General features: G+C 62.5%; 18 protein-coding genes and 2 pseudogenes. 14 read left to right on the top strand and 6 right to left on the bottom strand.

Annotated elements, in window-relative coordinates; translation table 11 throughout:
* Positions 1-128 precede the first annotated feature (128 nt).
* Together MU551_RS05325 and MU551_RS05320 are read left to right on the top strand one after the other, a co-directional pair.
* Positions 129-2,378 (top strand): MMPL family transporter, encoded by a 2,250-nt coding sequence (locus MU551_RS05325; RefSeq protein ID WP_247041302.1) that lies wholly within the window; start codon positions 129-131, stop codon positions 2,376-2,378.
* A 206-nt stretch (positions 2,379-2,584) separates the two neighbouring features.
* Positions 2,585-2,953 carry an SDR family oxidoreductase gene (locus MU551_RS05320; RefSeq protein ID WP_308198293.1) on the top strand — a complete coding sequence of 123 codons (369 nt, stop codon included), beginning with the start codon at positions 2,585-2,587 and terminating at the stop codon, positions 2,951-2,953.
* A gap of 107 nt (positions 2,954-3,060) precedes the next feature.
* Here the strand turns inward: MU551_RS05320 and MU551_RS05315 are convergent, their stop codons facing one another.
* Complete coding sequence (locus MU551_RS05315; protein ID WP_308198288.1) at positions 3,061-3,759, bottom strand: helix-turn-helix transcriptional regulator; 699 nt, start codon at positions 3,757-3,759, stop codon at positions 3,061-3,063.
* A gap of 73 nt (positions 3,760-3,832) precedes the next feature.
* On the opposite strand from MU551_RS05315, the gene MU551_RS05310 reads away from it, so the two are divergent.
* The 4 genes and pseudogenes from MU551_RS05310 to MU551_RS05300 all read left to right on the top strand — a co-directional run bounded on the left by MU551_RS05310 (position 3,833) and on the right by MU551_RS05300 (position 6,229).
* A complete protein-coding gene (locus MU551_RS05310; RefSeq protein WP_247041298.1) occupies positions 3,833-4,564 on the top strand; it encodes an alpha/beta fold hydrolase in 732 nt (243 codons plus the stop codon).
* 65 nt (positions 4,565-4,629) lie between these two features.
* Positions 4,630-4,755, top strand: a pseudogene (locus MU551_RS23710) (IS481 family transposase); the annotation flags it as partial.
* A pseudogene (locus MU551_RS23705) lies at positions 4,750-4,939 on the top strand (IS481 family transposase); the annotation flags it as partial. The pseudogenes MU551_RS23710 and MU551_RS23705, both read left to right, overlap by 6 nt.
* A 339-nt stretch (positions 4,940-5,278) precedes the next feature.
* Positions 5,279-6,229, top strand: coding sequence for an HAD family hydrolase (locus MU551_RS05300; RefSeq protein WP_247041297.1), 951 nt, complete (start codon positions 5,279-5,281; stop codon positions 6,227-6,229).
* Positions 6,230-6,348: 119 nt separating this feature from the next.
* On the opposite strand, the gene MU551_RS05295 is transcribed toward MU551_RS05300, so the two are convergent.
* A complete protein-coding gene (locus MU551_RS05295) occupies positions 6,349-6,948 on the bottom strand; it encodes a MarR family transcriptional regulator (RefSeq protein WP_247041296.1) in 600 nt (199 codons plus the stop codon).
* A 184-nt stretch (positions 6,949-7,132) separates the two neighbouring features.
* On the opposite strand from MU551_RS05295, the gene MU551_RS05290 reads away from it, so the two are divergent.
* The gene (locus MU551_RS05290; RefSeq protein WP_247041295.1) at positions 7,133-9,529 is read left to right on the top strand and encodes a phosphoketolase family protein; all 2,397 of its coding nucleotides are present in this window, start codon (positions 7,133-7,135) and stop codon (positions 9,527-9,529) included.
* Positions 9,530-9,561: 32 nt separating this feature from the next.
* Here the strand turns inward: MU551_RS05290 and MU551_RS05285 are convergent, their stop codons facing one another.
* The 4 genes from MU551_RS05285 to MU551_RS05270 all read right to left on the bottom strand — a co-directional run bounded on the left by MU551_RS05285 (position 9,562) and on the right by MU551_RS05270 (position 12,527).
* Positions 9,562-10,044 (bottom strand): hypothetical protein, encoded by a 483-nt coding sequence (locus tag MU551_RS05285; protein WP_247041294.1) that lies wholly within the window; start codon positions 10,042-10,044, stop codon positions 9,562-9,564.
* A 3-nt stretch (positions 10,045-10,047) separates the two neighbouring features.
* A complete protein-coding gene (locus tag MU551_RS05280) occupies positions 10,048-10,851 on the bottom strand; it encodes a hypothetical protein (RefSeq protein WP_247041293.1) in 804 nt (267 codons plus the stop codon).
* Positions 10,848-11,843, bottom strand: a complete 996-nt coding sequence (locus MU551_RS05275) for a WXG100 family type VII secretion target (RefSeq protein WP_247041292.1) — start codon at positions 11,841-11,843, stop codon at positions 10,848-10,850. Before MU551_RS05275 ends, MU551_RS05280 begins: the two co-directional genes overlap by 4 nt.
* Before the next feature lie 192 nt (positions 11,844-12,035).
* Positions 12,036-12,527, bottom strand: a complete 492-nt coding sequence (locus MU551_RS05270; protein ID WP_247041291.1) for an inorganic diphosphatase — start codon at positions 12,525-12,527, stop codon at positions 12,036-12,038.
* Between the two features lie 151 nt (positions 12,528-12,678).
* Here MU551_RS05270 and dacB point away from each other — a divergent pair, with 151 nt between their 5' ends.
* The 7 genes from dacB (at position 12,679) to tilS (ending at position 21,041) form a co-directional block, all read left to right on the top strand.
* On the top strand, positions 12,679-14,166 hold the full coding sequence (gene dacB, locus MU551_RS05265; protein WP_372489799.1) for a D-alanyl-D-alanine carboxypeptidase/D-alanyl-D-alanine endopeptidase: 1,488 nt from the start codon (positions 12,679-12,681) through the stop codon (positions 14,164-14,166).
* 130 nt (positions 14,167-14,296) lie between these two features.
* A complete protein-coding gene (locus tag MU551_RS05260) occupies positions 14,297-15,625 on the top strand; it encodes a sensor histidine kinase (RefSeq protein WP_247041289.1) in 1,329 nt (442 codons plus the stop codon).
* Positions 15,626-15,674: 49 nt separating this feature from the next.
* A complete protein-coding gene (locus tag MU551_RS05255) occupies positions 15,675-16,433 on the top strand; it encodes a response regulator transcription factor (RefSeq protein WP_247041287.1) in 759 nt (252 codons plus the stop codon).
* Positions 16,434-16,539: 106 nt separating this feature from the next.
* A complete protein-coding gene (locus tag MU551_RS05250; protein WP_247041285.1) occupies positions 16,540-17,421 on the top strand; it encodes an ABC transporter ATP-binding protein in 882 nt (293 codons plus the stop codon).
* The gene (locus tag MU551_RS05245) at positions 17,418-18,686 is read left to right on the top strand and encodes an ABC transporter permease (protein ID WP_247041284.1); all 1,269 of its coding nucleotides are present in this window, start codon (positions 17,418-17,420) and stop codon (positions 18,684-18,686) included. Before MU551_RS05250 ends, MU551_RS05245 begins: the two co-directional genes overlap by 4 nt.
* Before the next feature lie 70 nt (positions 18,687-18,756).
* Positions 18,757-19,872, top strand: a complete 1,116-nt coding sequence (locus MU551_RS05240; RefSeq protein ID WP_247041283.1) for an Rv3626c family coenzyme F420 biosynthesis-associated protein — start codon at positions 18,757-18,759, stop codon at positions 19,870-19,872.
* 119 nt (positions 19,873-19,991) lie between these two features.
* Positions 19,992-21,041: a tRNA lysidine(34) synthetase TilS gene (gene tilS, locus MU551_RS05235; protein WP_247041282.1), complete on the top strand. Its 1,050-nt coding sequence runs from the start codon at positions 19,992-19,994 to the stop codon at positions 21,039-21,041.
* Positions 21,042-21,050: the final 9 nt, after the last annotated feature.

Raw genomic sequence — 21,050 nt, 5'->3', positions numbered from 1 at the left:
CATTCTAGCGGCAAGTTAGCCGAACGGCTTGTCAAAACTAAGCCGAACGGCTAACTTTGTAGTTAGCCGATCGGCTTGGATGCCCTAAATGCTGCGTCCACCACGAATCCCTTTCAGGAGGTCCTGTTTTGGCTGCTTTTCTTTATCGTTTCGGGCGCTGGGTGTTCCGGCGCCGGGGTCTGGTGCTCATCGTGTGGGCCGTCATTCTTGGCGGGCTTGGCGTCGGAGCCGCAACGTTGTCCGCCCCTGTGTCCAATTCGGTTTCGATTCCGGGTACCGAGTCGCAGCGGGCGCTGGACTTGCTCTCTTCTCGGACGGGGGCTAACGCGGACTCGGCTACAGCAAGGGTGGTATTTGTCGCGGACGATGCCACCACCCTGGCTGCACCGTCAGCGAAGGCGGCAATCCAGACAGCGGTGAAGAACCTCTCAGAGCTTCCAAATGTCAGGGCGGTGGCAGATCCTTTTGCTTCCCGCGCAGTTTCTTCTGACGGGCGCACGGCATTCGCCACCGTCGGCTATGCCGTGAAGGCTTCTGACTTGGGATCAACAGAGCGGGATGCGCTCTTCGACGCTGGTCGCAGTGCCGAATCCGCTGGCCTGACCGTTGAATTCGGTGGCGATGCTGTCACGGCCTCTCCGGCTCAGAGCGCCACGGAGGGAATCGGCGTCCTTGTGGCGGCCTTGGTTCTCGTCATCACCTTCGGAGCGCTAGTGGCGGCCGGACTGCCACTGCTGACTGCCATTATCAGTGTTGGTGCCGGGATGCTGGGTATCCAGATTGCCAGTGGCTTCTTCGAACTTGGTTCCAACACGTCCTCTCTGGCTCTCATGCTCGGCCTGGCCGTGGGAATTGACTACGCCCTCTTCATCGTCTCGCGGTACCGGCATGAGCTGATTGAAGGCCATTCCCCGGAAGAGGCGGCCGGCCGGGCGGTAGGTACGGCCGGATCGGCTGTCGTGTTCGCAGGGCTGACCGTCATTATCGCCCTCGCCGCGCTATCTGTGGTGGGCATCCCGTTCCTGGTGCAGATGGGTCTGGCCGCTGCTGCCACTGTCCTGGGCGCAGTTGTCATCGCCATTACGCTGCTGCCCGCCCTGCTGGGTTTCGCCGGAGATCGCGTCCTCGGCCGGAAGGGCCGCGCAGCCCGGGCATCCGGAGGCACGGATGTAGAGGGATCGGGGCGGGTTCGGGCACCGTTCGGGGAGCGATGGGCCCGTGGCGTGCTCCGTCATCGTGTCCTTGCTGTGCTGGGTGTCATCATCACGCTCGGTGTGGTTGCAATACCTGCGTTGGACATGCACCTTGGGTTACCTTCAGACGCAACAGCTTCCACCGAGACCACCGAACACAAGGCTTATGAGGCCCTGGCTGCCGGGTTCGGGGCAGGCTTCAACGGCCCTCTGGTGATCGTTGCTGACCTGGCTAATGCCGGGGTGCCCCAGCAGGCGGCACAGGTTATTGGCGCGGATCTGTCCAAGATGGCGGACGTCGCCGTCGTGGTTCCGGCCACGTTCAGCCAGGGTGGGGACACCGCAGTGATCACTGTGATTCCGAAGAGCGGACCAACGAGTGTCCAGACCGAAGACCTTGTTCATGCGATCCGGGCCGTATCCGGCGACTGGCACTCTCAGACCGGTGCGCAGGTCTACGTAACCGGTACGACAGCGGCCGGCATCGACGTCTCGCAGAAACTCTCCGACGCGCTCGTTCCTTACCTTGCTGTCATTGTCGGGCTCGCGTTCGTTCTGCTGATGCTCGTCTTCCGCAGCATTCTTATCCCGCTCAAGGCCGTCGGTGGCTTCCTCCTAAGTGTTGTGGCAGCTTTCGGTGCCGTGGTGGCGGTATTCCAGAATGGGTTCGCCGCGGATCTCCTCGGCATCGACAACCCCGGACCCATCATCAGTTTCCTTCCCATCCTGCTGGTGGGCATCCTCTTCGGCCTCGCAATGGACTATGAAGTATTTCTAGTCACCCGGATGCGCGAGGAGCACGTCCACGGCGCGACCGCGGACGAATCGATTGCTCTCGGATTCCGCCACGGGGCGCGGGTGGTCACGGCCGCGGCCCTGATCATGGTTGGCGTGTTCGCCGGGTTCATCACCGCAACGGAGCCTGTGGTCAAGTCCATCGGCTTTGCCCTTGCCGTTGGGGTATTCGCCGACGCCTTCCTGATCCGGATGACCCTGGTCCCTGCCCTCATGTCCCTGCTCGGCAACAGGGCGTACTGGCTGCCCCGGTGGCTCGAGCGTGTTCTGCCCGACCTCGACGTGGAAGGCAGCAACCTCACCAAATCCCTCGAAACGACTCCACAGACCCCCGCACCGGTCGAGGAAACAGTAGAAAATGACCGCGAACCCGCGACATCGCACCGCTGATGCAACGTGGTTTTTAGAGTGCACCAGGCCGCGGCAAATTTCACGGCCAAAACGAAGAGGATCAAGATGTCAACTACACAGCCCGCCGCAATCATCACGGGTGGGACCGGCGGGCATGGGGATAGCAACACCGCTGGAATCAGTCCGCACATGGGTACGGCTGAACGCATTGCTCGCATCAATGCAACTGGGACTTCGAGAAAGCGATCGTCAATCGCGCAAGGTTCGTCGGCCCAAGGCTCAAACCAGGTCTGGCCTACGCAATCAGCAAGAACTTCGTCCACTGGTACAGCCGTTACCTTGCGGCCAGATTCGGCGAACGGGGAGCACGGGTCGTCTCTGTCTCTCCAGGGAGCTTCGACACCGCAATGGGGCGTCTGGAGGAGAACCACGGAGCCGGCGACCTGGTGAAGTCAGCAGCTATCAAGCGATTCGGCAAGCCCGAGGAGGTCGCGGCTGTTATCGCGTTCTGCGCAAGCGAAGCACCCGGCTACCTGACGGGTGTCGACATCTTGGTCGATGGGGGCACCAAGGCCGGACAAGAGTTTGCAAGGGCACAGAAAAAGCAACTGTGAAAGGAGTCATTTAGAGCGCATGGCTGGACCTCACCGAGGAAGCGGAACACCTCACAACCACAGTTGTTCGGCCTAGCTGTACTGACCGGATGCGTTGATTGAGTGGCTCACTCGCTACGACCGTGTACCGGTCTGGCGTTCGCTGGGGGTTCTCCGACCTCGTGGATGGTGTGGCCGCTGCAGGCCGCCTTAGTTACGGTGGCCTGCTCGATGTGCGACACGGTAAACCATCGCATTGCGTCGCGCATTCGGCACCATCCAATTAGGTACCACTGGCCGTTCGTGGAGGCGAACAGCACGGGCTCGACGTCGCGGGTGGTCGTGGTCTCGTCTCTCGATGTGTAGCGAATACGGATTACTCGCTGCTCGGCCATCGCCTCCTCCAGTGCCGACTTGATTGCGCGCGAGGACGAGGGAAGCGCATTGACCCAGACGCGGTGGGCCAGCTTGTCGGCTCGTGCGCGGGTTTTGGGATCGAGGACGTCCAGGATCTTTTGGATACCTGCTGCTGCCAGATCGGCGTAGGGGGCATCGGGTGCAGCGGACACGGCTGCCATGAGCGCCACTGCCTGCGCTGGGGACAGGCTGACGGGTGGCAGGGACGCGCCGATAGCCAATCCGTAGCCACCGCCCGGACCTGGGCGCGACCATAGAGGCGCACCGCTGTTCTCCAGCGCATCGAGGTCTCTCTTGATTGTGCGCACGGACACCTCGAACTCTCTCGCCAACCGTTCGGCGGAGACCCCCCGCGCGCCGCTGCGGCGCAACATCTCTGATAGAGCATGGAGCCGTTCTGCTCGCTTCACTGCTCAGACCCAGGCAAATTCATGACATAAATAGTGACATACCAATGTCCATAGGGCCTGCGAGAGTTGTGACATGACAACCGCTATGAGCAGTCCGACAATCATTCTCATCGCCGGCCACTGGCTGGGCGCTTGGGCGTGGGATGAAGTTCTTGAACACCTGAAAACCGACCACGCTCGTGCCATCGCGATGACACTGCCCGGTCTCGAGGCGCACGATCCTGAGCGTGCGACTAAAACCCTCGACGCCCAGGCTGAAGCGATCCTGGGCGTCATCACTCAACACGGTAATCAGCCTGCAATTCTCGTCGCCCACAGTGGGGCTAACGCTCCCGTCAGCATCGTCATGGACCGATACCCTGAGCTTGTCCACCGGGTAGTGTGGGTCGACTCCGGCCCTGTAGCGGCGGGAAGTGTCTTCGCCCCAGACCTCCCGGAGGAGTTGGAGGAGCTTCCGCTGCCGCCCTTCGACGTCCTCGCACAGCAGGCGAGCCTCGAAGGCCTGAGCGCAGAGGTGCTCGAGCAGTTTCGCACCCGAGCCGTCCCTGAGCCCGGCCCCGTGCTTCGTCAGCCCATTGAGCTCACCAACGACGCCCGCCGCAAGGTCCGGACGACGCTGGTCTGTTGCTCAATCCCTAGTGCGCAGGTGCTAGAGCTGGCCCAAACCGGTCATCCCATGTTCACCGAAGTCGCGAACCTTGAACACCTCGACGTCATTGACCTCCCGACGGGCCATTGGCCTATGTGGAGCAGTCCCCGCGACCTCGCCAAGGCCATTCAGTCAGAGGCTTCTCGAACCAACTGAACTGCACGCACAACCTAAGGGGTCAGCCGAATCCGGCTGGCCCCTTTCCGTTTCTGAGGGAGTTCATGACCCACCCAAACGCTGCTCTCACACCGCGCCACCGGCTAAAGGTCGCCCGCCTCGTCGTGGATGACGGTTCGCCGATCAGCGAAGTTGCCGCCCGATTCGAGGTCTCGTGGCCTACGGTCAAGAGCCATTCCCGCGTCGCCTACGCCGAAATTCATAATGACGAAACCGCTAAACTGCCACAGCGGTGCTCGTTCGCGCTGTCGAGTGTTCAACCAGCGGGGCATCACCGTCGAGCGCGTTCTGTCTGACAACGGTGGCGCCTACCGCTCACACTTGTGGCGGGACACCAGCGCCGAACTTGAAATCAATTGATCAACGTATCCGGTCAGTACAGCCAGAGCTGGCCTTGCACTCGCTGCCTCAAGCCTGGCAGACCCTGCTTCGGTACGTTGACGTAATGGATGAGCCGCCGTGGTGAATCGGTGCTCTGATGGGTATCCCTACCGATGAGGTGCAGTCCTTGATCGGCCGCGCCTATGCGGAAGTTTCGGAAGTCTAAGAGGAAGCTACGGCCGTTGAAGATCTTCAAACCAGGCCGATCCAGCCATAATCACCGCTAGACATTTGGCCACTCGTTAGCGAACACAAGATGAATCTGTGGTGTGCGTCCTAGCGGGGACCGGGGGCGTCTGCTCTACTAGATGAATGAGTACATTGACTGAAACTTCAGTCGCTGGCAACGATGACCGGCGAAACGAAAACAAGAAAAACAAACTGACCGCTTTTCTGCCCGGTGCGGCCAACCAGCTGCAGAGCCACAACGGCAACGGCCACAGGGCCAAGCACAACGGGAGCAACGGCAACAAGCACAAGCTGATGGTTGCCCTGGATGTGGACGGTACACTCGTGGACCACGATGGCCACATGTCCGCCCCTGTCCGGGAAGCGGCCCAGGCCGTGGTTGCGGCAGGCCACGAGGTGATGATCGCCACCGGCCGTTCGCTCAACGCCACGCTTCCCATCATTGAACAGCTTGGGATTGAGACGGGCTATGCCGTCTGCTGCAATGGGGGAGTGACCCTGCGCCTGGATCCCGCCCATACGGACGGCTACAAGGTCCTCCACAAAGCAACGTTCGATCCGGGGCCTGCCCTCCGCGCACTCCGTGAACGTCTGCCTTCGGCCAAGTACGCGCTGGAGGATGCCGATGGCAATTTCCTCTCGACGGAGCGGTTCCAGGATGCGAGCTTTGGTGTCGAGGCCATCGGCGTTGACTTCCACACCCTGCTTGAGGCCACGGCCGTCCGTGTGGTGGTTTTCAGTTCTGAGAACACCCCGGAGGAATTCACGGATGCAATCCAGCACGTTGGCCTCGCCGGTGTGACGTACTCCGTGGGATGGACGGCCTGGCTGGACATCGCCGCGGCAGGGGTTACCAAGGCAAGCGCACTCGAGCGGATCCGGGGCCACCTGGACATCCCCGAACACCTAACCGTGGCAATCGGGGACGGCCGGAATGACATTGAGATGCTCGATTGGGCTGGCCGGGGTGTGGCCATGGGCCAAGCGCCGGAGGAAGTCGCGGCAGCGGCAGATGAGGTCACTCTCTCGGTCTACGACGACGGCGCTGCCCACGTGCTTCGCAGCCTCCTCTAGCGGGCCACACCGACCGTCCTGACCTTGTTTGCGCCGCCACACGCTGTGACACGCCGTCGATCAGGCGTGTCACAGCCATTCAGGTGGCAAAGAGGGTCACGACTGCGGGCGCCAAAGGGTCAGCGCACTTCCAAGATCATGTGCAGCAACCGGGCGGCAGCGGGCCGGGCTGCATGTTCATCGGCCCATTGCGCCCTTGCCACGGCTTTGCTGACCGCCTGCGTGGTAATGCCCAGTTCTTCGGCCACAGCTTTCTGCTGCCCCCGCACTCCGGGTGTCAGGAGATCCAGCACCCGCCATTCCGCAGGGCTCCTGCCGTGCACAATGTTGCCGAGCAGCCGGAGCACGGCCTCAGCCTCCCCGGACAGGTCCGCGAGGGGCCCTTCGACTGCCACCGGAACCCTGTCCTTGCCGTTCCGCAGCCGGTCCACTGCCCGTCGCGCATAGATTAGACCATGACCCGACGCATCCTTGATCTGGTTCGGCAGGGGTTCATTTACCGGCCCCACACCTATCCCCACAAACCAGCTGCCGCAACGAAGGGCGATCAGGGCGGCCTCTACAGCCTGCTCGCCGGCGTCCACAATCCCTTGGACTTCGTCCTCCACTGACCGGTCAAAATCCAGACGCGCGGGGATGTGGCGCAGGTCCTTCAGGAGCTGCGGAACCCGGTCACCATCGCGCCGGCTGTCCCTTTGGTTGATGGTCAGCGTGAACATTGTGGGTCAAAGACTACCGGCTGCCACTTAAGAGGCAAGTCAAATTTTCATCCGTTGCCAGCGGATCCCGGGCAGTTGAAACAAGAGTTGCCCTGCGCGGCAGAACACGTGGCTCATAGGTTGTGCCGACGCAATGAAGATGTTGCGATGGGAGTTGGCATTGCCGGCAATGGTGAGGACGGTCATGGATCAGAACAGGGAGACATCAACGACGACGGAATTGGACCTGGTGGACCGTTGGTGGCGGGCAGCAAATTACCTCTCAGTGGGCCAGATCTACCTTCGTTCCAACCCGCTGCTCCGGAAGCCTTTGGACGCCGAAGACACGAAATCAAGGCTTCTGGGCCACTGGGGTACCACGCCGGGACTGAACTTCGTCTATGCCCACCTCAACCGGGTCATCCGCCGGGACCGGCAGGAGATGCTGTTCATCGCAGGACCTGGCCACGGCGGGCCTGCCGTGGTGGCCAACGCCTGGCTGGAGGGGACGTACTCGGAGATCTACAGCAACGTAGCGGACGACGAACAGGGGCTGGCCGAACTCTTCCGGCAGTTCTCCTACCCTGGCGGAATCCCGAGCCATGCAGCCCCCGAGTCCCCAGGCTCCATCAGCGAAGGCGGCGAGCTGGGGTATTCGCTCGCTCACGCGTACGGAGCGGTATTTGATAACCCAAACCTTATTACCGCCGTCGTGATTGGCGATGGCGAGGCGGAAACCGGGCCGCTGGCTGCCAGCTGGCACTCCCATAACTTCCTGGACCCGGTAGCTGATGGCGCCGTCCTGCCCATCCTGCACCTGAACGGCTACAAAATCGCCAACCCCACCGTGCTGGCAAGGATGCCAGAAACCCAGTTGGAACAGCTACTGAACGGCTACGGTCACAAGCCGCACTTTGTCACAGTGGAGCACCCGGACAACACGCCTCAGGCGCACCGGGACTTCGCCAGAGTCCTGGATGAGTGCCTGGCGGAGATCCGCGCTATCCAGGTGGAGCGCCGCAGCAGGAAACACGACGACGCTGCCCCGCAGGACGTCGCTGCACCGCAGTGGCCCATGATCGTGCTGCGCTCGCCGAAGGGCTGGACCGGCCCCCGCCTGGTCGACGGAAAGCAGGTGGAGGGGACCTGGCGAAGCCACCAGGTTCCCTTGGACAAGGTCCGCACCGACCCCGGGCATCTCGCGCAGCTTCAGGAGTGGTTGGAGTCTTACCGGCCCGAAGAACTGTTCGACGACGGCGGACGCCTCCGCGCCGACGTCGCCGCCAATGCCCCCGAAGGTCAGCTGCGGATGAGCGCCACGCCGCATGCGAACGGCGGAATACTGCTCCGGGACCTGAAGCTGCCGGATTACAACCACCATGCAGTGGAGGTGGCCAAGCCGGGGGTTGAGCGTGTCAGTCCCATGATCACCTTGGGCTCCTGGTTGCGGGATGTCATCGCCGGCAATCCGGAGACGTTCCGGCTTTTCGGCCCTGACGAAACTGCCTCAAACCGGCTGCAGAACGTCTACGAGGCCACGGACAAGGTGTGGCAGTACAGGATTGACGCCCTGGATGAACACCTCGCAAGGGCCGGGCGCGTTATGGAAGTCCTTAGCGAACATCTGTGCCAGGGGTGGCTGGAGGGATACCTTCTGACTGGGCGCCACGGGGTTTTCAACTGTTACGAGGCGTTCATTCACATTGTCGATTCCATGTTCAACCAGCATGCGAAGTGGCTCAAGGTCCACCGTGCCCTTCCCTGGCGCCGGCCGGTGGCATCGCTGAACTACCTGCTTTCCTCCCATGTCTGGCAGCAGGACCACAACGGCTTCTCACACCAGGACCCTGGCTTCATTGACCACGCGGTCAACAAGAAGGCCGAGGTCATCCGGGTCTACCTGCCGCCGGACGCAAACACCCTCCTCTCCGTGATGGAGCACTGCCTGCGTTCCCGGGATTATGTGAATATTGTGGTCAGCGGCAAGCAGCCGTCTCCAACCTGGCTCGGGCCGGAGGAGGCAGCCCACCATTGCCAGCGGGGCCTCGGGATCTGGACCTTTGCCGGCTCGGAAGTCCCCGGCGAGGAACCCGACGTCGTGCTGGCGTGTGCAGGCGACGTCCCTACTGTGGAAACGGTGGCAGCGGCGGAGCTCTTGAAGGAGGAAGCGCCGGGGCTGAAAGTACGTGTGGTCAACGTTGTGGACCTCATGCGGCTCCAGGACTCCGGCGAGCACCCGCATGGCCTGACATCCCGGGACTTCGACGGCATTTTCACCGCGGATAAGCCCATCATTTTTGCGTACCACGGCTACCCGGCGCTGATTCACAGGCTGACGTACCGGCGGAGCAACCAGGAAGGGCTGCACGTCCGCGGCTACAAGGAAGAGGGCACCACCACCACACCCTTCGATATGGCCATGCTCAACGGCATTGACCGGTTTCAGCTCGCCATTGATGCCATCGACAGGGTTCCCGGATTGGCGGAGAAACATTCGGTGCTGCGCCAGTCCCTTCAGGACCGCCGGATCAAAGCGCTGAACCACACCCGGACGCACGGTGAGGACCCGGACGAAATCCGCAACTGGTCACTGGGCGGATAGGTGGCACGCGGATAGACAGCCGCCCGGGGCAGCTAGAACCCCTGCTGCAGCCGACGGGTTCCGGCCGGATCGATGTGGCGGTGGTAGATCCGTGGCTTTTTGGGAGCCTTGCCGGACGTTCCTGCCCCACCGGACGCTATAATTCCGAAGATCCAAATAACAATCAGCACGTAGTGCTGAAGGCAGATCCATGCCATCCGAAAGGGTCCAGGCCAGCCGCCGTCGGAATCCCTCACAAACGCGCTCCCGGCAGCAAGGCAACCGAGGGTCCGCCCTGTGAAGCACAGCATTCCGTAGACGGCCGATCCGCCGATCCATGTTCCGATTGCGGCCAGAATCGGTTGGGATTCGCTGAGCGAATTCCTTCCCGCCATGTAATAGGCCGCAACAGAAAGCGCGGCGATCAGGGCAGCGTCTACTGCGAACGAGCCCAAAACCTTACCCGTGCCGGCAAGCTTCACGGGGGCGCCGTTTTTCAGGTGGACGATGTCTTTTCGGGTGTCGGTGGCGTCCATGGATCAGGCCCCTGCACCGGAAACAACGGCGCCAACCTTGGCCAGCGCAGTGTCACTGCTGACCTGGACAACCTGCAGTCGCGCTTCGCCGTTTTCTTCCGTCGCTTCAAGCCCGTGGAGGGCGTCCGAGGAGGTGTAGAGGGTGTAGTGGTCGGCTTCACCCTGCCCTGCGCCGATAGCCGTGATGATGGTGACGCCTCGAACGTCATCGAACTCACGTGTGGCCTTCGCCTCGAACTGCTCAGCGGTCAGCACCTCGGCAGGGCCGTCGGCGGAAGAAATGCCAGCGGCGTTGGCAAGCTCCATAATTACCCGGCCTGCATCCGAGACCCGGCAGACACTGAAGGCGTGAGTTCCGGAGGAATCCACCAGCTCCTGCAATGCGGTTTCATCATGGCAGTACGTGTACAGCCAGACTTTCTCATCTCCGGACTTCGTCAGCTCGGCGATCACCACGCGCTGGCTCAGCCGACGGAGCGCCATGACACCCGTGATCGGTTCAATGGCGCCGAGTCGGCTGGGTGCGGTTTCGCTGTTGACCGAGACCGGGAACACGAGTCCCTTACTCAGAAGCGTCCTGAGCGCTACATTGCAGACCAACTCCAGCTGGGAGCGGTGTGTGTCCAGCCACGGCAAAGCTACGGCCTGGGGATGGTTGATCCCGTCAAGGGCCACGATCTCCTCATCAGTGAGGGTGGGGAGGCCGTACTCCGGATTACCCAACGATGCCAGGACGGCCAGGGCCGCCTCTCCATCCTGTTTGGTAAACGTAATACCGGGTGCGGGCGTTTGTGTTTCTGCGCTCATCCGAACAGTCCTCCGAGGCTGGATACAGGATTGGAAAGGAATTTCTTGGCACCGTCTACAGCGTCTCCGGCAACGTCCTTGGCGCCGTCCCACGCGTCGTTGGCAATATTCTTGGTGCCGTTCCAGGCATCACTGGCGGTGTCGCTGATCCAGCGGCCGGCGTCTTTGCCCCATTCGCTGTCGGCAATCATGTTGCCCAAAGCCCAGCCGCCCGCCACCAGGCCCGCTCCGACCACAATACCGATACCAACGGGGTTTGCGAGAAGCCCGGCAGCAATCGCAATGGAGCCGACGCCGCCGAGAACACTCAGACCACCTGCCACCTGGTCGCCCACGCCGCGCCAACCGTTGTGCTCGGGATCGACCATGTCCTTAATGCCGGTGAAGATGGAGAGCGGAGCGAGGGCAGGTCCCGCAAAGCGGCCCCACTTGCCGATCAGGTCGCCAATTTCGCCGAGGCGGGCCATGGGGCCGACTGCCCCCCGGAAATTGACGAAGTCGTCCGCCCAGCTGAAAACCGGAAGGTGCCGTGCGTCGAGTGCGACGTCAAGGATCTTCTTGGTGGAAAGGTAGGCACCCCAGTCCTTGACCACATCCACCATGTCCTTGACCTTCAGGCCAACCCCAAGGATGTTCTTGCCCCAGTCCAGGAGCGAGGCGCCGGGGGAATCACTGCCATTGCCGGACGTGTTGCCAGTGCCGGAACTGCCCTGCGAACTTCCGGCTTCGCTGGCCTGTTCCTGCTGATCGGCGTTGGCCCGGAGCTTCTGAGATCCCTGCTCAAGGATGCGTGCCGCGGCCAGCAGCGACTGGCGATGGCTGCCATTCCAGTCACTCCGGAAATGCTGGGCGTCATTGCCGGTCCACATTGTGGCCCCGTTGACCACCCGGGTCAGGTCCTGGCCCTGCATCTGCAGAGACTGGGAAGCAAGCTGGAAATCCTTGGCCAGCAAACGCAATTGGGCGACGTCAGCGCCATAGAATCCCGCCACGCGGTTTCCCCCATAATCAGTGGTTCGGTAGTTATCAGGACAAGGCTAGTTGTCCACGGCCGAGGCCGCGATGGGCAGAACACCCCATACGTGTCAGCGATTCACTTCTAAAGCGTCCTCAACGTACGACGGCGGTGGTGCGGTTCGTATCAAACCGCACCACCGCCGTCGGCGCAAGTCACAAGCTGGGGATCAGTGTCCTGCTGCCGGAACGTAGCGCTTGATGGAGGCCTCAAGCTCGGCTTCGGCTGCGGCGCGGTCCGCCCAGCCTTCGGCCTTGACCCATTTGCCGGGCTCAAGGTCCTTGTAACGGGTGAAGAAGTGCTCGATTTCCTTGATCAGGAACTCGCTCACGTCGGTGACTTCCTGGATGTGGTCGAAGCGGGGATCCGCAGGAACGCACAGGACCTTGGCGTCTCCGCCGCCGTCGTCGGTCATGTTGAAGACGCCAATGGGGCGGGCCTCGACGATGACGCCCGGGTGGAGATCGAAATCCTGCAGGAGCACCAGTGCGTCCAACGGGTCGCCGTCTTCACCCAGCGTGTTCTCGAAAAAGCCGTAGTGGGTGGGGTACTGCATGGACGTGAAGAGGACACGGTCCAGGCGGACGCGGCCGGTCTCGTGGTCGACTTCGTACTTGACGCGTGATCCCTTGGGGATCTCGATGGTCACGTCATGCTTCATGGAATGCTCCTCGACTTCTGGGGGGGTTCGCGGCACTCGTGACCCTTCTGCTAAGGAGTGTCCGTGCCGCCGACTACTATTGAGGATATAGCGAGAGGCCCAGGTTTTCTGAACTAGTGGGGACATTCAGGACTTAAGGACCAGCTGCAACATGAAAGACATCACCAGCCTGTCAGGCGTAAGAGTGGCCCTGCGTAATACCCTTCAAGTCCTCCGGCGGCACTATCCGCTGATGCTGCTCACCCTCCTCCTTGTTGCCCTCGCCGTACCTGCCGGTATGGCCATCGCCCCCGGCTTCACAGGCCAAGGGCTGTATCCTGCACAGCCGGCCCCTTCGATTCCTCCGTGGCAGCAGCTACCCCGTGATCTTTCCCGCCCGGACGGCATCGAACCTCTCAGTGGATCTGCTCCTGTTCCCTGGCCGGATACCTTGGCTGCGCAACTCAACGCCACCCTAAAGCCGGACGGTGCAGGAAGTTTCACAGGGGTGGTCCAGGACGCGGCCACGGGCCAGGTGCTGTTTGACCGGGGCGGGACAGAGAACCGGGTTCCGGCGTCGAACGTGAAACTCCTGACCGCCGTGGCTGCGCTGAGGTCGCTTGGTCCGGACCGCCGCTTCAGCACTAAGGCGGTGACAGGCCCTACGCCTGGTTCTGTGGTCCTCACTGGTGGCGGAGACGTGTTGCTTGCAGCCGGCGCTTCCTCAGGGAAGGGCGCGCTGGGATACGCGGGGCTCGCCACGTTGGCCGAGCAGACCGTCCTGACGCTGAAAGCCAGCGGCGCTACCGGGACCATCTCCGTGCTGTTGGACGATTCCCTCTTTGCCGGTCCTGCCCTTAACCCCGCCTGGAGCCTTGACGACGTTGCCGCGGGGGAGGTGGCTCCGTTGTTCCCCCTGGCGCTTAATTCCGCACGTTTCGACCCCGCCGTAACAACTGGCCAGCGCCCGCAGGACGCTGCCCTGGCCGCGGCCGAGGCCTTCTCCGCGCAGCTCACGGCCGCGGGTGCTGCTGCCGGGCTTACCGTTGCCCCCGGAGTCCAGCGGGCCCCGGGCCAGGGACTCCAGGGCACGGTGCTGGCGGAGGTGCATTCAGCTGCAGTGCGGGACCAGGTGGACCTGATGCTGGAAACTTCGGACAACTATTTAGCCGAGGCCCTTGGGCGTATGGCAGCCGCAGCTTCGGGCCTGCCCGGAAGTAACGACGGCGCCACCTCCAACGTTGTTGACCAACTCACCAGGCTGGGTATCCCCACTGCCGGTCTGCGCCTGGCTGACGTCTCCGGACTGACCCTGGCGAACCAGGTATCCGCCCGGCAGCTGTCCGAAGTGGTTCGCGCCATCACCTCGGGCGAGGACGCAAGGCTCCGAGCGGCCCTGGACGGGTTTCCAGTGGCCGGACTGACCGGGACCCTTGGGGCCCGCTACACCGAGGGTTCCACGGCGTCCGGCGCAGGACTGGTGCGCGCGAAGACCGGCACGCTCAACTCGGTCATCGCCCTCAGCGGCTACGTGGTGGATGCCGAAGGAAGGCTGCTGGTGTTTTCTTTCATCGGCAACGATCTGACCCCCGGTGCGGCGGGAAACCGCGTTGCGCTGGACCAAGCCGCGTCTGTTCTTGCCTCCTGCGGCTGCCGCTGACCACTGCGCCCGGAGCAGGCAAAAGTCTGGCTAGACTGAGCACCATGTCACAGCCTTCCCGTTGCGCCCAGCCATAATGTTCGAGCGAATCCGGGAGCTGACTGGAAGCGGGAGCGCCCAGACGGCTGAGTTGGCAACGTCAGCTGACGAAGCCAACTGGGAGAGGCCAGGCCCAAGCGGCATTGAACTCCGGCGGGATGCCGTAGGCGTCGTGGTCTTTTTGTTCATCAGCGCCCTGGCCATGGAACTGAGCCGCGGCTTTGGCGCCCTGAACGAAGACGACCACCCGGTCTGGCTGCAGCACCTGGTCCTTGCGCTCATGATCAGTCCGCTGGTGCTTCGGAGAAAGTACCCGGTGGCTGTGATGCTGCTGATGTCTGCCGCTTTTATCGGGCTGGGCCTGTGGATCCCGGTGCTGTCCCTCCAGATGTCCTTTCAAGTGGCTTATTTCGCGTCTCTATATTCCGCCGTTGCCTGGGCGCGAAACCGGCGCGTCCTATGGCTCGGCACAACCGTGGTGGTGCTGGCCATGACGCTGTGGCTGATTCTCGGTCTAACGGTTGCCAACACCTACGACGAAATGATCGCCCGTGCGACTGAGGAACTGGATGGCGCCTGGAGCCTGCTGGAACCCCTTGCCTCCGTAGCTATTTATTACTTCATCATCAACTTTGCCTACTTCGGCGGAGCCATCCTTGCCGGACTCACCTCCTGGCGGAAGGCGCTGCAGCGCACCCAACTCGCAGAACAGGCCGAACAGATCCGCCATCAGGCTGCCGAGCTGGCCCGCCGTGCTGTGGTGGATGAGCGGCTGCGCATAGCGCGTGAGCTGCACGACGTCGTCGCCCATCACATCGCTGTAGTCGGCGTCCATGCCGGTGCGGCCCGGCGGGTCCTGAACAAAAAGCCGGAAGCCGCCATCGAGCCGTTGCGGGTTATCGAAAGCACCAGCCGCCAGGCTGTTACTGACATGCGGAACCTGCTGGGCGTCCTCAGGACGGAGACAGCTGTTATTGCCGTCGACCAGCAGGACGGGGAAGCGGTCAGGGGGCCGGAACCTGGCTTGGATGATATCGAAGCGCTGGTGGAGGAGAACCGCTCCCTGGGCCTGAGCGTGAACCTGAATCGGGTGGAAGAACAACCCGGGGACCTGGAAAAGGTGCCGGCACCGCTGGCTTTGTCCGTCTACCGGACGGCGCAGGAATCGCTGACGAATGTGCGCCGGCACTCGACATCCGGTACCGCGAAGATGACGCTGCGCACCGGTGGGAGTGCCGGCCAACGTTGGGTGGAGCTGGAAACGCTCGACGACGGACGGCCCCGCCCTGGAGCTGTCGGAGGGTCAGGGTACGGACTGCAGGGGATTCGTGAACGGGTGGCGCTCCACCGGGGCACGGCTGAAATCGGACCCCGGGCGGACGCCGGCTGGCGTGTCCGCGCGCGTTTCCTCATCAATTGACCACCCCTAAGAAGCCAGTAAAACAACCAGGCTCAAGCGAAAGATTCCGATGAAACCAGTACGTGTACTCCTGGCCGATGACCAGGCGCTCCTTCGCGAGGGACTGGCCACCATGCTCTCCGTTGAGGAGGACATAGAAGTTGTGGGCCAGGTGGCTAACGGTGAGGAAGCTGCCCGGTTCGCTGCGGAGAACGATGTGGACGTTGTCCTGATGGATGTTCAGATGCCTGTTCTGGACGGTATTCGCGCTACCCAGCGCATTATGGAATTCAACCGTCGTGTGGGCTCCAAGGGCAGCAAAGTCATTATCCTGACTACATTCGAGCGGGATGATTACCTTTTCGACGCACTCAGTGCCGGCGCGAGTGGTTTCCTGCTCAAGAACACGGACCCTGACGACGTTGTTGCGGCCATCCATACTGTTGCCGACGGCTACGCGCTGCTGGCCCCGGAGGTAACCCTCCGCGTGATCGAACGATTCGCCAGGGAGTCCTCCGGCGCCCTGGAATCTTCCGGTGGGCACAGCCGGCCCCCCGCCCGGACCACCGTTAACACCCGGGCGGGGGATGATGCCCAGCACCTGCGGAGCTCCCGTCTGGATCTGCTGACCAACCGCGAACGTGAAGTACTCCAAGGGATGGCCAAAGGCCTGAGCAACGCCGAGTTAGCGTCCGCACTGTTCCTGTCGGAGGCGACGGTGAAAACCCACGTCTCCAATTTGCTGTCCAAGATCCAGGTACGGGACCGTGTGCAGGCGGTGGTGTTCGCCTACGAGTGCGGCCTCATCCTTCCGGGGGATCGCGAATAAGGAGATTGTTCCGCCGTTTGGCCGATCCTTGCTGCCCCGCTGATTCCTAGACTTGAGGGATCAACCTGATCTGCATCCCCGGGGGCGGGGCGAAGGAGCAACCAGCATGCTGCACGTGAAGAACCTCACGCGGCGATTCGGTACAAATACGGCCGTGAACAACGTCAGCTTTGTCGTGCCAGCGGGTCACATGACCGGATTCGTCGGAGCCAACGGAGCCGGGAAAACCACCACCATGAGGATGATCATGGGAGTTCTCGCCGCCCATGGTGGCGAGGTGCTTCTGGACGGGGAGCCCCTAACGGCACAGCTGCGTTCAAGCTTCGGCTACATGCCCGAAGAGCGGGGACTTTACCCCAAACAGCCGATCATCGATCAGCTCGTCTATTTGGGCCAGCTCCACCGGATGAGTGCCCGCGATGCGAGGGCCGGAGCGCTGGAGCTGCTTGAACGGTTCGGACTGGCCGATCGCAGCAAGGACAAGCTGGAGGCTCTTTCCCTGGGAAACCAACAGCGCGTCCAGATTGCCGCCTCGCTCCTGCACCGGCCCACCGTCCTGATTCTGGACGAGCCCTTTTCGGGACTCGATCCCCTGGCTGTTGACGCCATGGTGGAGCTGCTGCGGGAGCGCACAGCCGAAGGCGTTCCGGTGCTCTTCTCGAGTCATCAGCTGGACCTCGTGGACAGGCTGTGCGACAGCCTTGTGGTACTGCAGAAGGGAGAAGTCGTTGCCGCCGGAAGCGGGACGGAGCTGCGTGCCAGGGCTGCCCAGCGGCACCTCCTCATTGCGGCACCCGACGCCGGCTGGATCAGGGAGGAGCCAGGGGTGGCTGTCATCGACGTCGAAGGCAGCAACGCCGTCCTGGAAATCCAGGATGCTGCCACTGCGCAGCGGCTCCTGGCTAAAGCCATGGCCAGGGGAACCGTGGAGGAATTTGCTCCAATCCGCCGCAGTCTTAGCGAGCTCTACCGGGAAGTAGTGAAATGACGGCCAACAGCACCAGGACCGGTCCAGGCCACAGAACCGCACCGCACCCGGAAGCTTCCGGCGGCTTGGCCCCGGGGGAGTCCTCTTCCGATCGCCCGTTCCGCCCCTGGGCCATAGTGTCGATGCGGGAGATCAGTGTGAAGGCCAAAGACAAGAGCTTCCGCGTCTACACCTTCGTCACTCTCCTGCTGATCCTCGCCGGGGTAGTCTTCAACGCCTTCATGTCTGCGCGCGGGGAGAGTTACTCGGTGGCCGTTACCGCTGACCCGGGCCGTGCAGTTGTTTCCTCCGCCAACGAATCGGGGCGCGCCGACGGCGGAAATGTCTCCTTTGCTTCCGAAACCACCGACAGCAACAAGGCAGCACTGGACCTTGTCCGAAGGGGAGAGGCAGATGTTGCTCTCCTGCAGGAGACGGAGGGTACCTGGACGGTTACGGGGAAGAACGAGGTTCCCGCCGAGCTGCTGCGGATCCTCGAACAATCGCTTCGGGCTTACGTGCTGGACACCAACGCGGCTGCGGCCGGAACCACCAGCGAGGAACTGCTGAAGGGTTCCGAACTCCGCACAAGCCTTTTGGAAGGGGACGCCGAGAAGCAAATCCTGGCCACCATCATTGGTTTCATCTTCAGTTTCCTTTTTTACACCGCCGCCATCATCTTCGGAATGGCCATCGCCAACTCAGTGGTCGAAGAGAAACAGAACCGTGTGGTTGAAATCCTGGCCACAGCCATTCCCATACGCCACCTGCTTTACGGCAAGGTTTTGGGCAATACCTTGATGGCAATGGTGCAGTTGGCGCTTTACGGGGGAACAGCTTTGCTGGCCCTGAACCTGACGGGAACCGCCGAACTCGCTGGAAGTGTCATTCCCTCTTCGGGCTGGTTCCTGGTCTTCTTCCTGTTCGGCTTCCTGATCCTTGCATCGATGTGGGCAGTCCTTGGCTCCCTGGCCAGTCGCCCGGAAGACCTCAACGGCAGCTCCGCCCCCGTTATGTCGCTAATACTGGCTGCGCTGTTCGTGGGCATGTTCGCCAAAGGGCAGATCCTGGTGCTGGCGTCCTTTATTCCTGTGGTGTCCTCGGTGGCGATGCCGATCCGGATGCTTAATTCCACCGTGGAGCCGTGGGAACCCCTCGTTGCTTTGGGTCTGGCTCTCGTGACGGCCGTTGCGTTGCTGCGCCTGGGCGAAAAGGTGTACCGCCGTGCCGTGATGCAGGGCGGCGGAGCCCTTAGTCTTCGGAAAGCCATCAAACTGGAACAGTAGCGACACTGGAGGGTTCGCCGTTGGGCGAACTTAAGGACGCGCAGCCACGGGCTATGGTGTGATGGAAGTTATGGAGTCTTCAGCAGGCGAGTCAACAGTTCCGGCCCAAGCCCTCATCAACTGGGAGCTTGCCGCTTCCACTGCGGCCAGGCTTGCGCCTGCCGGGCCGTCGCTTGGGTCCTCAGAGATCGGCTCAGCCGTGGAGAACCTGCGGTTCATGGCCGATGTGTCCGTACCCCACGTCCATGACATCACAGGTCTGGAAGCTGCCCGGGACCTCCGGGATTCCTCGGTCCTGGTGGTCGACAGGGCATCCTGGGCCAGGGCCAACACGCAGAGTTTCGCGGTGATGCTCAAGCCGGCAATCGAAAAGCTCCTTGAAAACCGGGGGACGCTGACTCCTGGGGCCGCAGCCGTGAGCGGCGCCATTACCGGCAGCCAACTCGGCGCCATCCTGGCCTTTCTTTCCAGCAAGGTTCTGGGCCAGTACGATCCGTTTTCAGCCCTGGCCGAGGACTCCAATGCGCCGGCTGGCGGTCGGCTGCTCCTGGTTGCTCCGAACATCATCGCTGTAGAGCGGGAACTTAACGTCACTCCGGAGGACTTCCGGCTGTGGGTCTGTCTGCACGAGCAGACGCACCGTGTGCAGTTTGCGGCTGCACCTTGGCTGCGGCACCACATGCTTAACCAAATCGACGATCTCAGCGGGCATCTCCTCGGTAATGTGGATTCGCTCATGGAGCGCGCCACCGCCGCAGCCCGCTCGCTCAAGGACAGATCTGCGTCTGGAGATACGCCAGGACGCGGCGTCATTCTCGACCTTCTCCAGGATCCTGAGGAAAAGGCCGCAATCTCGCACTTGACGGCAGTGATGAGCCTCCTTGAAGGGCACGCCAACGTGGTGATGGACGCGGTCGATGCCAGCATCGTCCCTTCCGTTAAAACCATCCGGCAGCGTTTCAACGACCGCGGCAAGGACCGGGGAATTGTGGAGAAGTTCATTCGCAACCTTTTGGGCTTGGACGCCAAGATGCGGCAGTACACCGATGGAGCCAAGTTCGTCCGCGCCGTTGTTGATGTTGCGGGTATGGAGGGCTTCAACCGGGTCTGGGAATCCGCTGAGCACCTCCCCACCGAGCCTGAAATCCATGACGCCAAGATCTGGCTTGATCGAATGGGGCTCTAATTACCGTGCGAGGCGGTGACTCGGGCGCCGCGCCAGGTGCCGGGTCAGGCGCTGTGCTCGGTAGGAGCGGACGACGGCGTCCCGGCCGTCTTGCTCCCGTCGTCGGGACCGCCCGGAAAATGTTGCAGGACGCCTTGGCTTCCGCCGGCTACCCGGAACGCGTGCTCGTGGCATGCAGCGGTGGCCCCGATTCACTGGCGCTGGCGGCCGTTGCGGCGTATTTTGCCCGCCGCGGACATGTAGACGGGCACCGCGTTTCGGTTGGAGCCGTGGTGGTCGACCATCAGCTCCAGCAAGGCTCGGCGGACGTTGCGGCTAAAACTGCGGCCACGCTGGAGGAATTGGGCCTCTCTCCCGTCGTGGTGCGGACCGTTAACGTGGCCACCACCGGTGTGGGCCCTGAGGCTGCGGCCCGCGACGCCCGGCACGCCGCGCTTGAGTCGGCGGCGGACGATGTCGGAGCCGCAGCGATCCTGTTGGGGCACACCCTGGATGACCAGGCCGAGCAGGTGCTGCTGGGCCTAGCGCGAGGATCAGGTACCCGTTCCTTGGCCGGGATGCGCCCCGTCCGGGATCGTCTCCTGCGGCCCTTCCTTGGCCTGCGTCGGGCTGAAACCCTGGAAATCTGCGAAGTGGAGGGCCTGGAGCCGTGGCATGATCCCAGCAACAAGGATCCTGCCTTCGCCCGCTCCCGGACCCGCGTTGAGGTGCTCCCGCTGCTGGAAGAAAAGCTTGGACCGGGAGTGGCTGAATCACTGGCCCGCACCGCTTCGATCCTGCAGCTCGACGCTGACTACCTGGAGGACGTGGCGAACAGGACGTATGAACTGCTTGCCCAGCGTTCCGGGATGGAAGTGGCCTTGCCGGAGGAAGAGCTGCGGGAACTTGCCCCCGCCATCAGGTACCGGGTCATCGCAAAGGCGGCTGCCGCCGTCGGGGGCCAACAGCCCAGCTACCAAAGGCTTCTGGCAGCGGAAGCCCTCCTCCGGCGAAGAGGATCCGCCGGGCCCGTAGAGCTGCCCGGCGGGGTCAGCGTGTACAGGCTGTCCCTGGCGGAGATCCTAACTGAAGGCCAGCTCAATCGGGATGCCGGCGGACCGCGCGTTCCCCGTGAAGGCGCACGCTGTGGGAAGCTTGTATTCCGGTCTCACAAACCGCCCCAGAAATAGTCGCACCCC

Origin of the sequence: Arthrobacter rhizosphaerae (assembly GCF_023062595.1) — a bacterium.
Taxonomy (GTDB): Bacteria; Actinomycetota; Actinomycetes; order Actinomycetales; family Micrococcaceae; genus Arthrobacter; species Arthrobacter rhizosphaerae.
This window is presented reverse-complemented; position numbering and strand designations above follow the sequence as displayed.

What these genes read in the sequence shown, in the direction of transcription:
- tilS (WP_247041282.1), top strand. Translation starts at nt 19,992, where the DNA reads ATGTTGCAGGACGCCTTGGCTTCCGCCGGCTACCCGGAACGCGTGCTC.
- MU551_RS05270 (WP_247041291.1), bottom strand. Translation starts at nt 12,527, where the DNA reads ATGAAGCATGACGTGACCATCGAGATCCCCAAGGGATCACGCGTCAAG.
- MU551_RS05285 (WP_247041294.1), bottom strand. Translation starts at nt 10,044, where the DNA reads ATGGACGCCACCGACACCCGAAAAGACATCGTCCACCTGAAAAACGGC.
- MU551_RS05280 (WP_247041293.1), bottom strand. Translation starts at nt 10,851, where the DNA reads ATGAGCGCAGAAACACAAACGCCCGCACCCGGTATTACGTTTACCAAA.
- MU551_RS05250 (WP_247041285.1), top strand. Translation starts at nt 16,540, where the DNA reads ATGCTGCACGTGAAGAACCTCACGCGGCGATTCGGTACAAATACGGCC.
- MU551_RS05290 (WP_247041295.1), top strand. Translation starts at nt 7,133, where the DNA reads ATGGATCAGAACAGGGAGACATCAACGACGACGGAATTGGACCTGGTG.
- MU551_RS05245 (WP_247041284.1), top strand. Translation starts at nt 17,418, where the DNA reads ATGACGGCCAACAGCACCAGGACCGGTCCAGGCCACAGAACCGCACCG.
- MU551_RS05310 (WP_247041298.1), top strand. Translation starts at nt 3,833, where the DNA reads ATGACAACCGCTATGAGCAGTCCGACAATCATTCTCATCGCCGGCCAC.
- MU551_RS05255 (WP_247041287.1), top strand. Translation starts at nt 15,675, where the DNA reads ATGAAACCAGTACGTGTACTCCTGGCCGATGACCAGGCGCTCCTTCGC.
- MU551_RS05300 (WP_247041297.1), top strand. Translation starts at nt 5,279, where the DNA reads ATGAGTACATTGACTGAAACTTCAGTCGCTGGCAACGATGACCGGCGA.
- MU551_RS05240 (WP_247041283.1), top strand. Translation starts at nt 18,757, where the DNA reads ATGGAGTCTTCAGCAGGCGAGTCAACAGTTCCGGCCCAAGCCCTCATC.
- MU551_RS05295 (WP_247041296.1), bottom strand. Translation starts at nt 6,948, where the DNA reads ATGTTCACGCTGACCATCAACCAAAGGGACAGCCGGCGCGATGGTGAC.
- dacB (WP_372489799.1), top strand. Translation starts at nt 12,679, where the DNA reads ATGAAAGACATCACCAGCCTGTCAGGCGTAAGAGTGGCCCTGCGTAAT.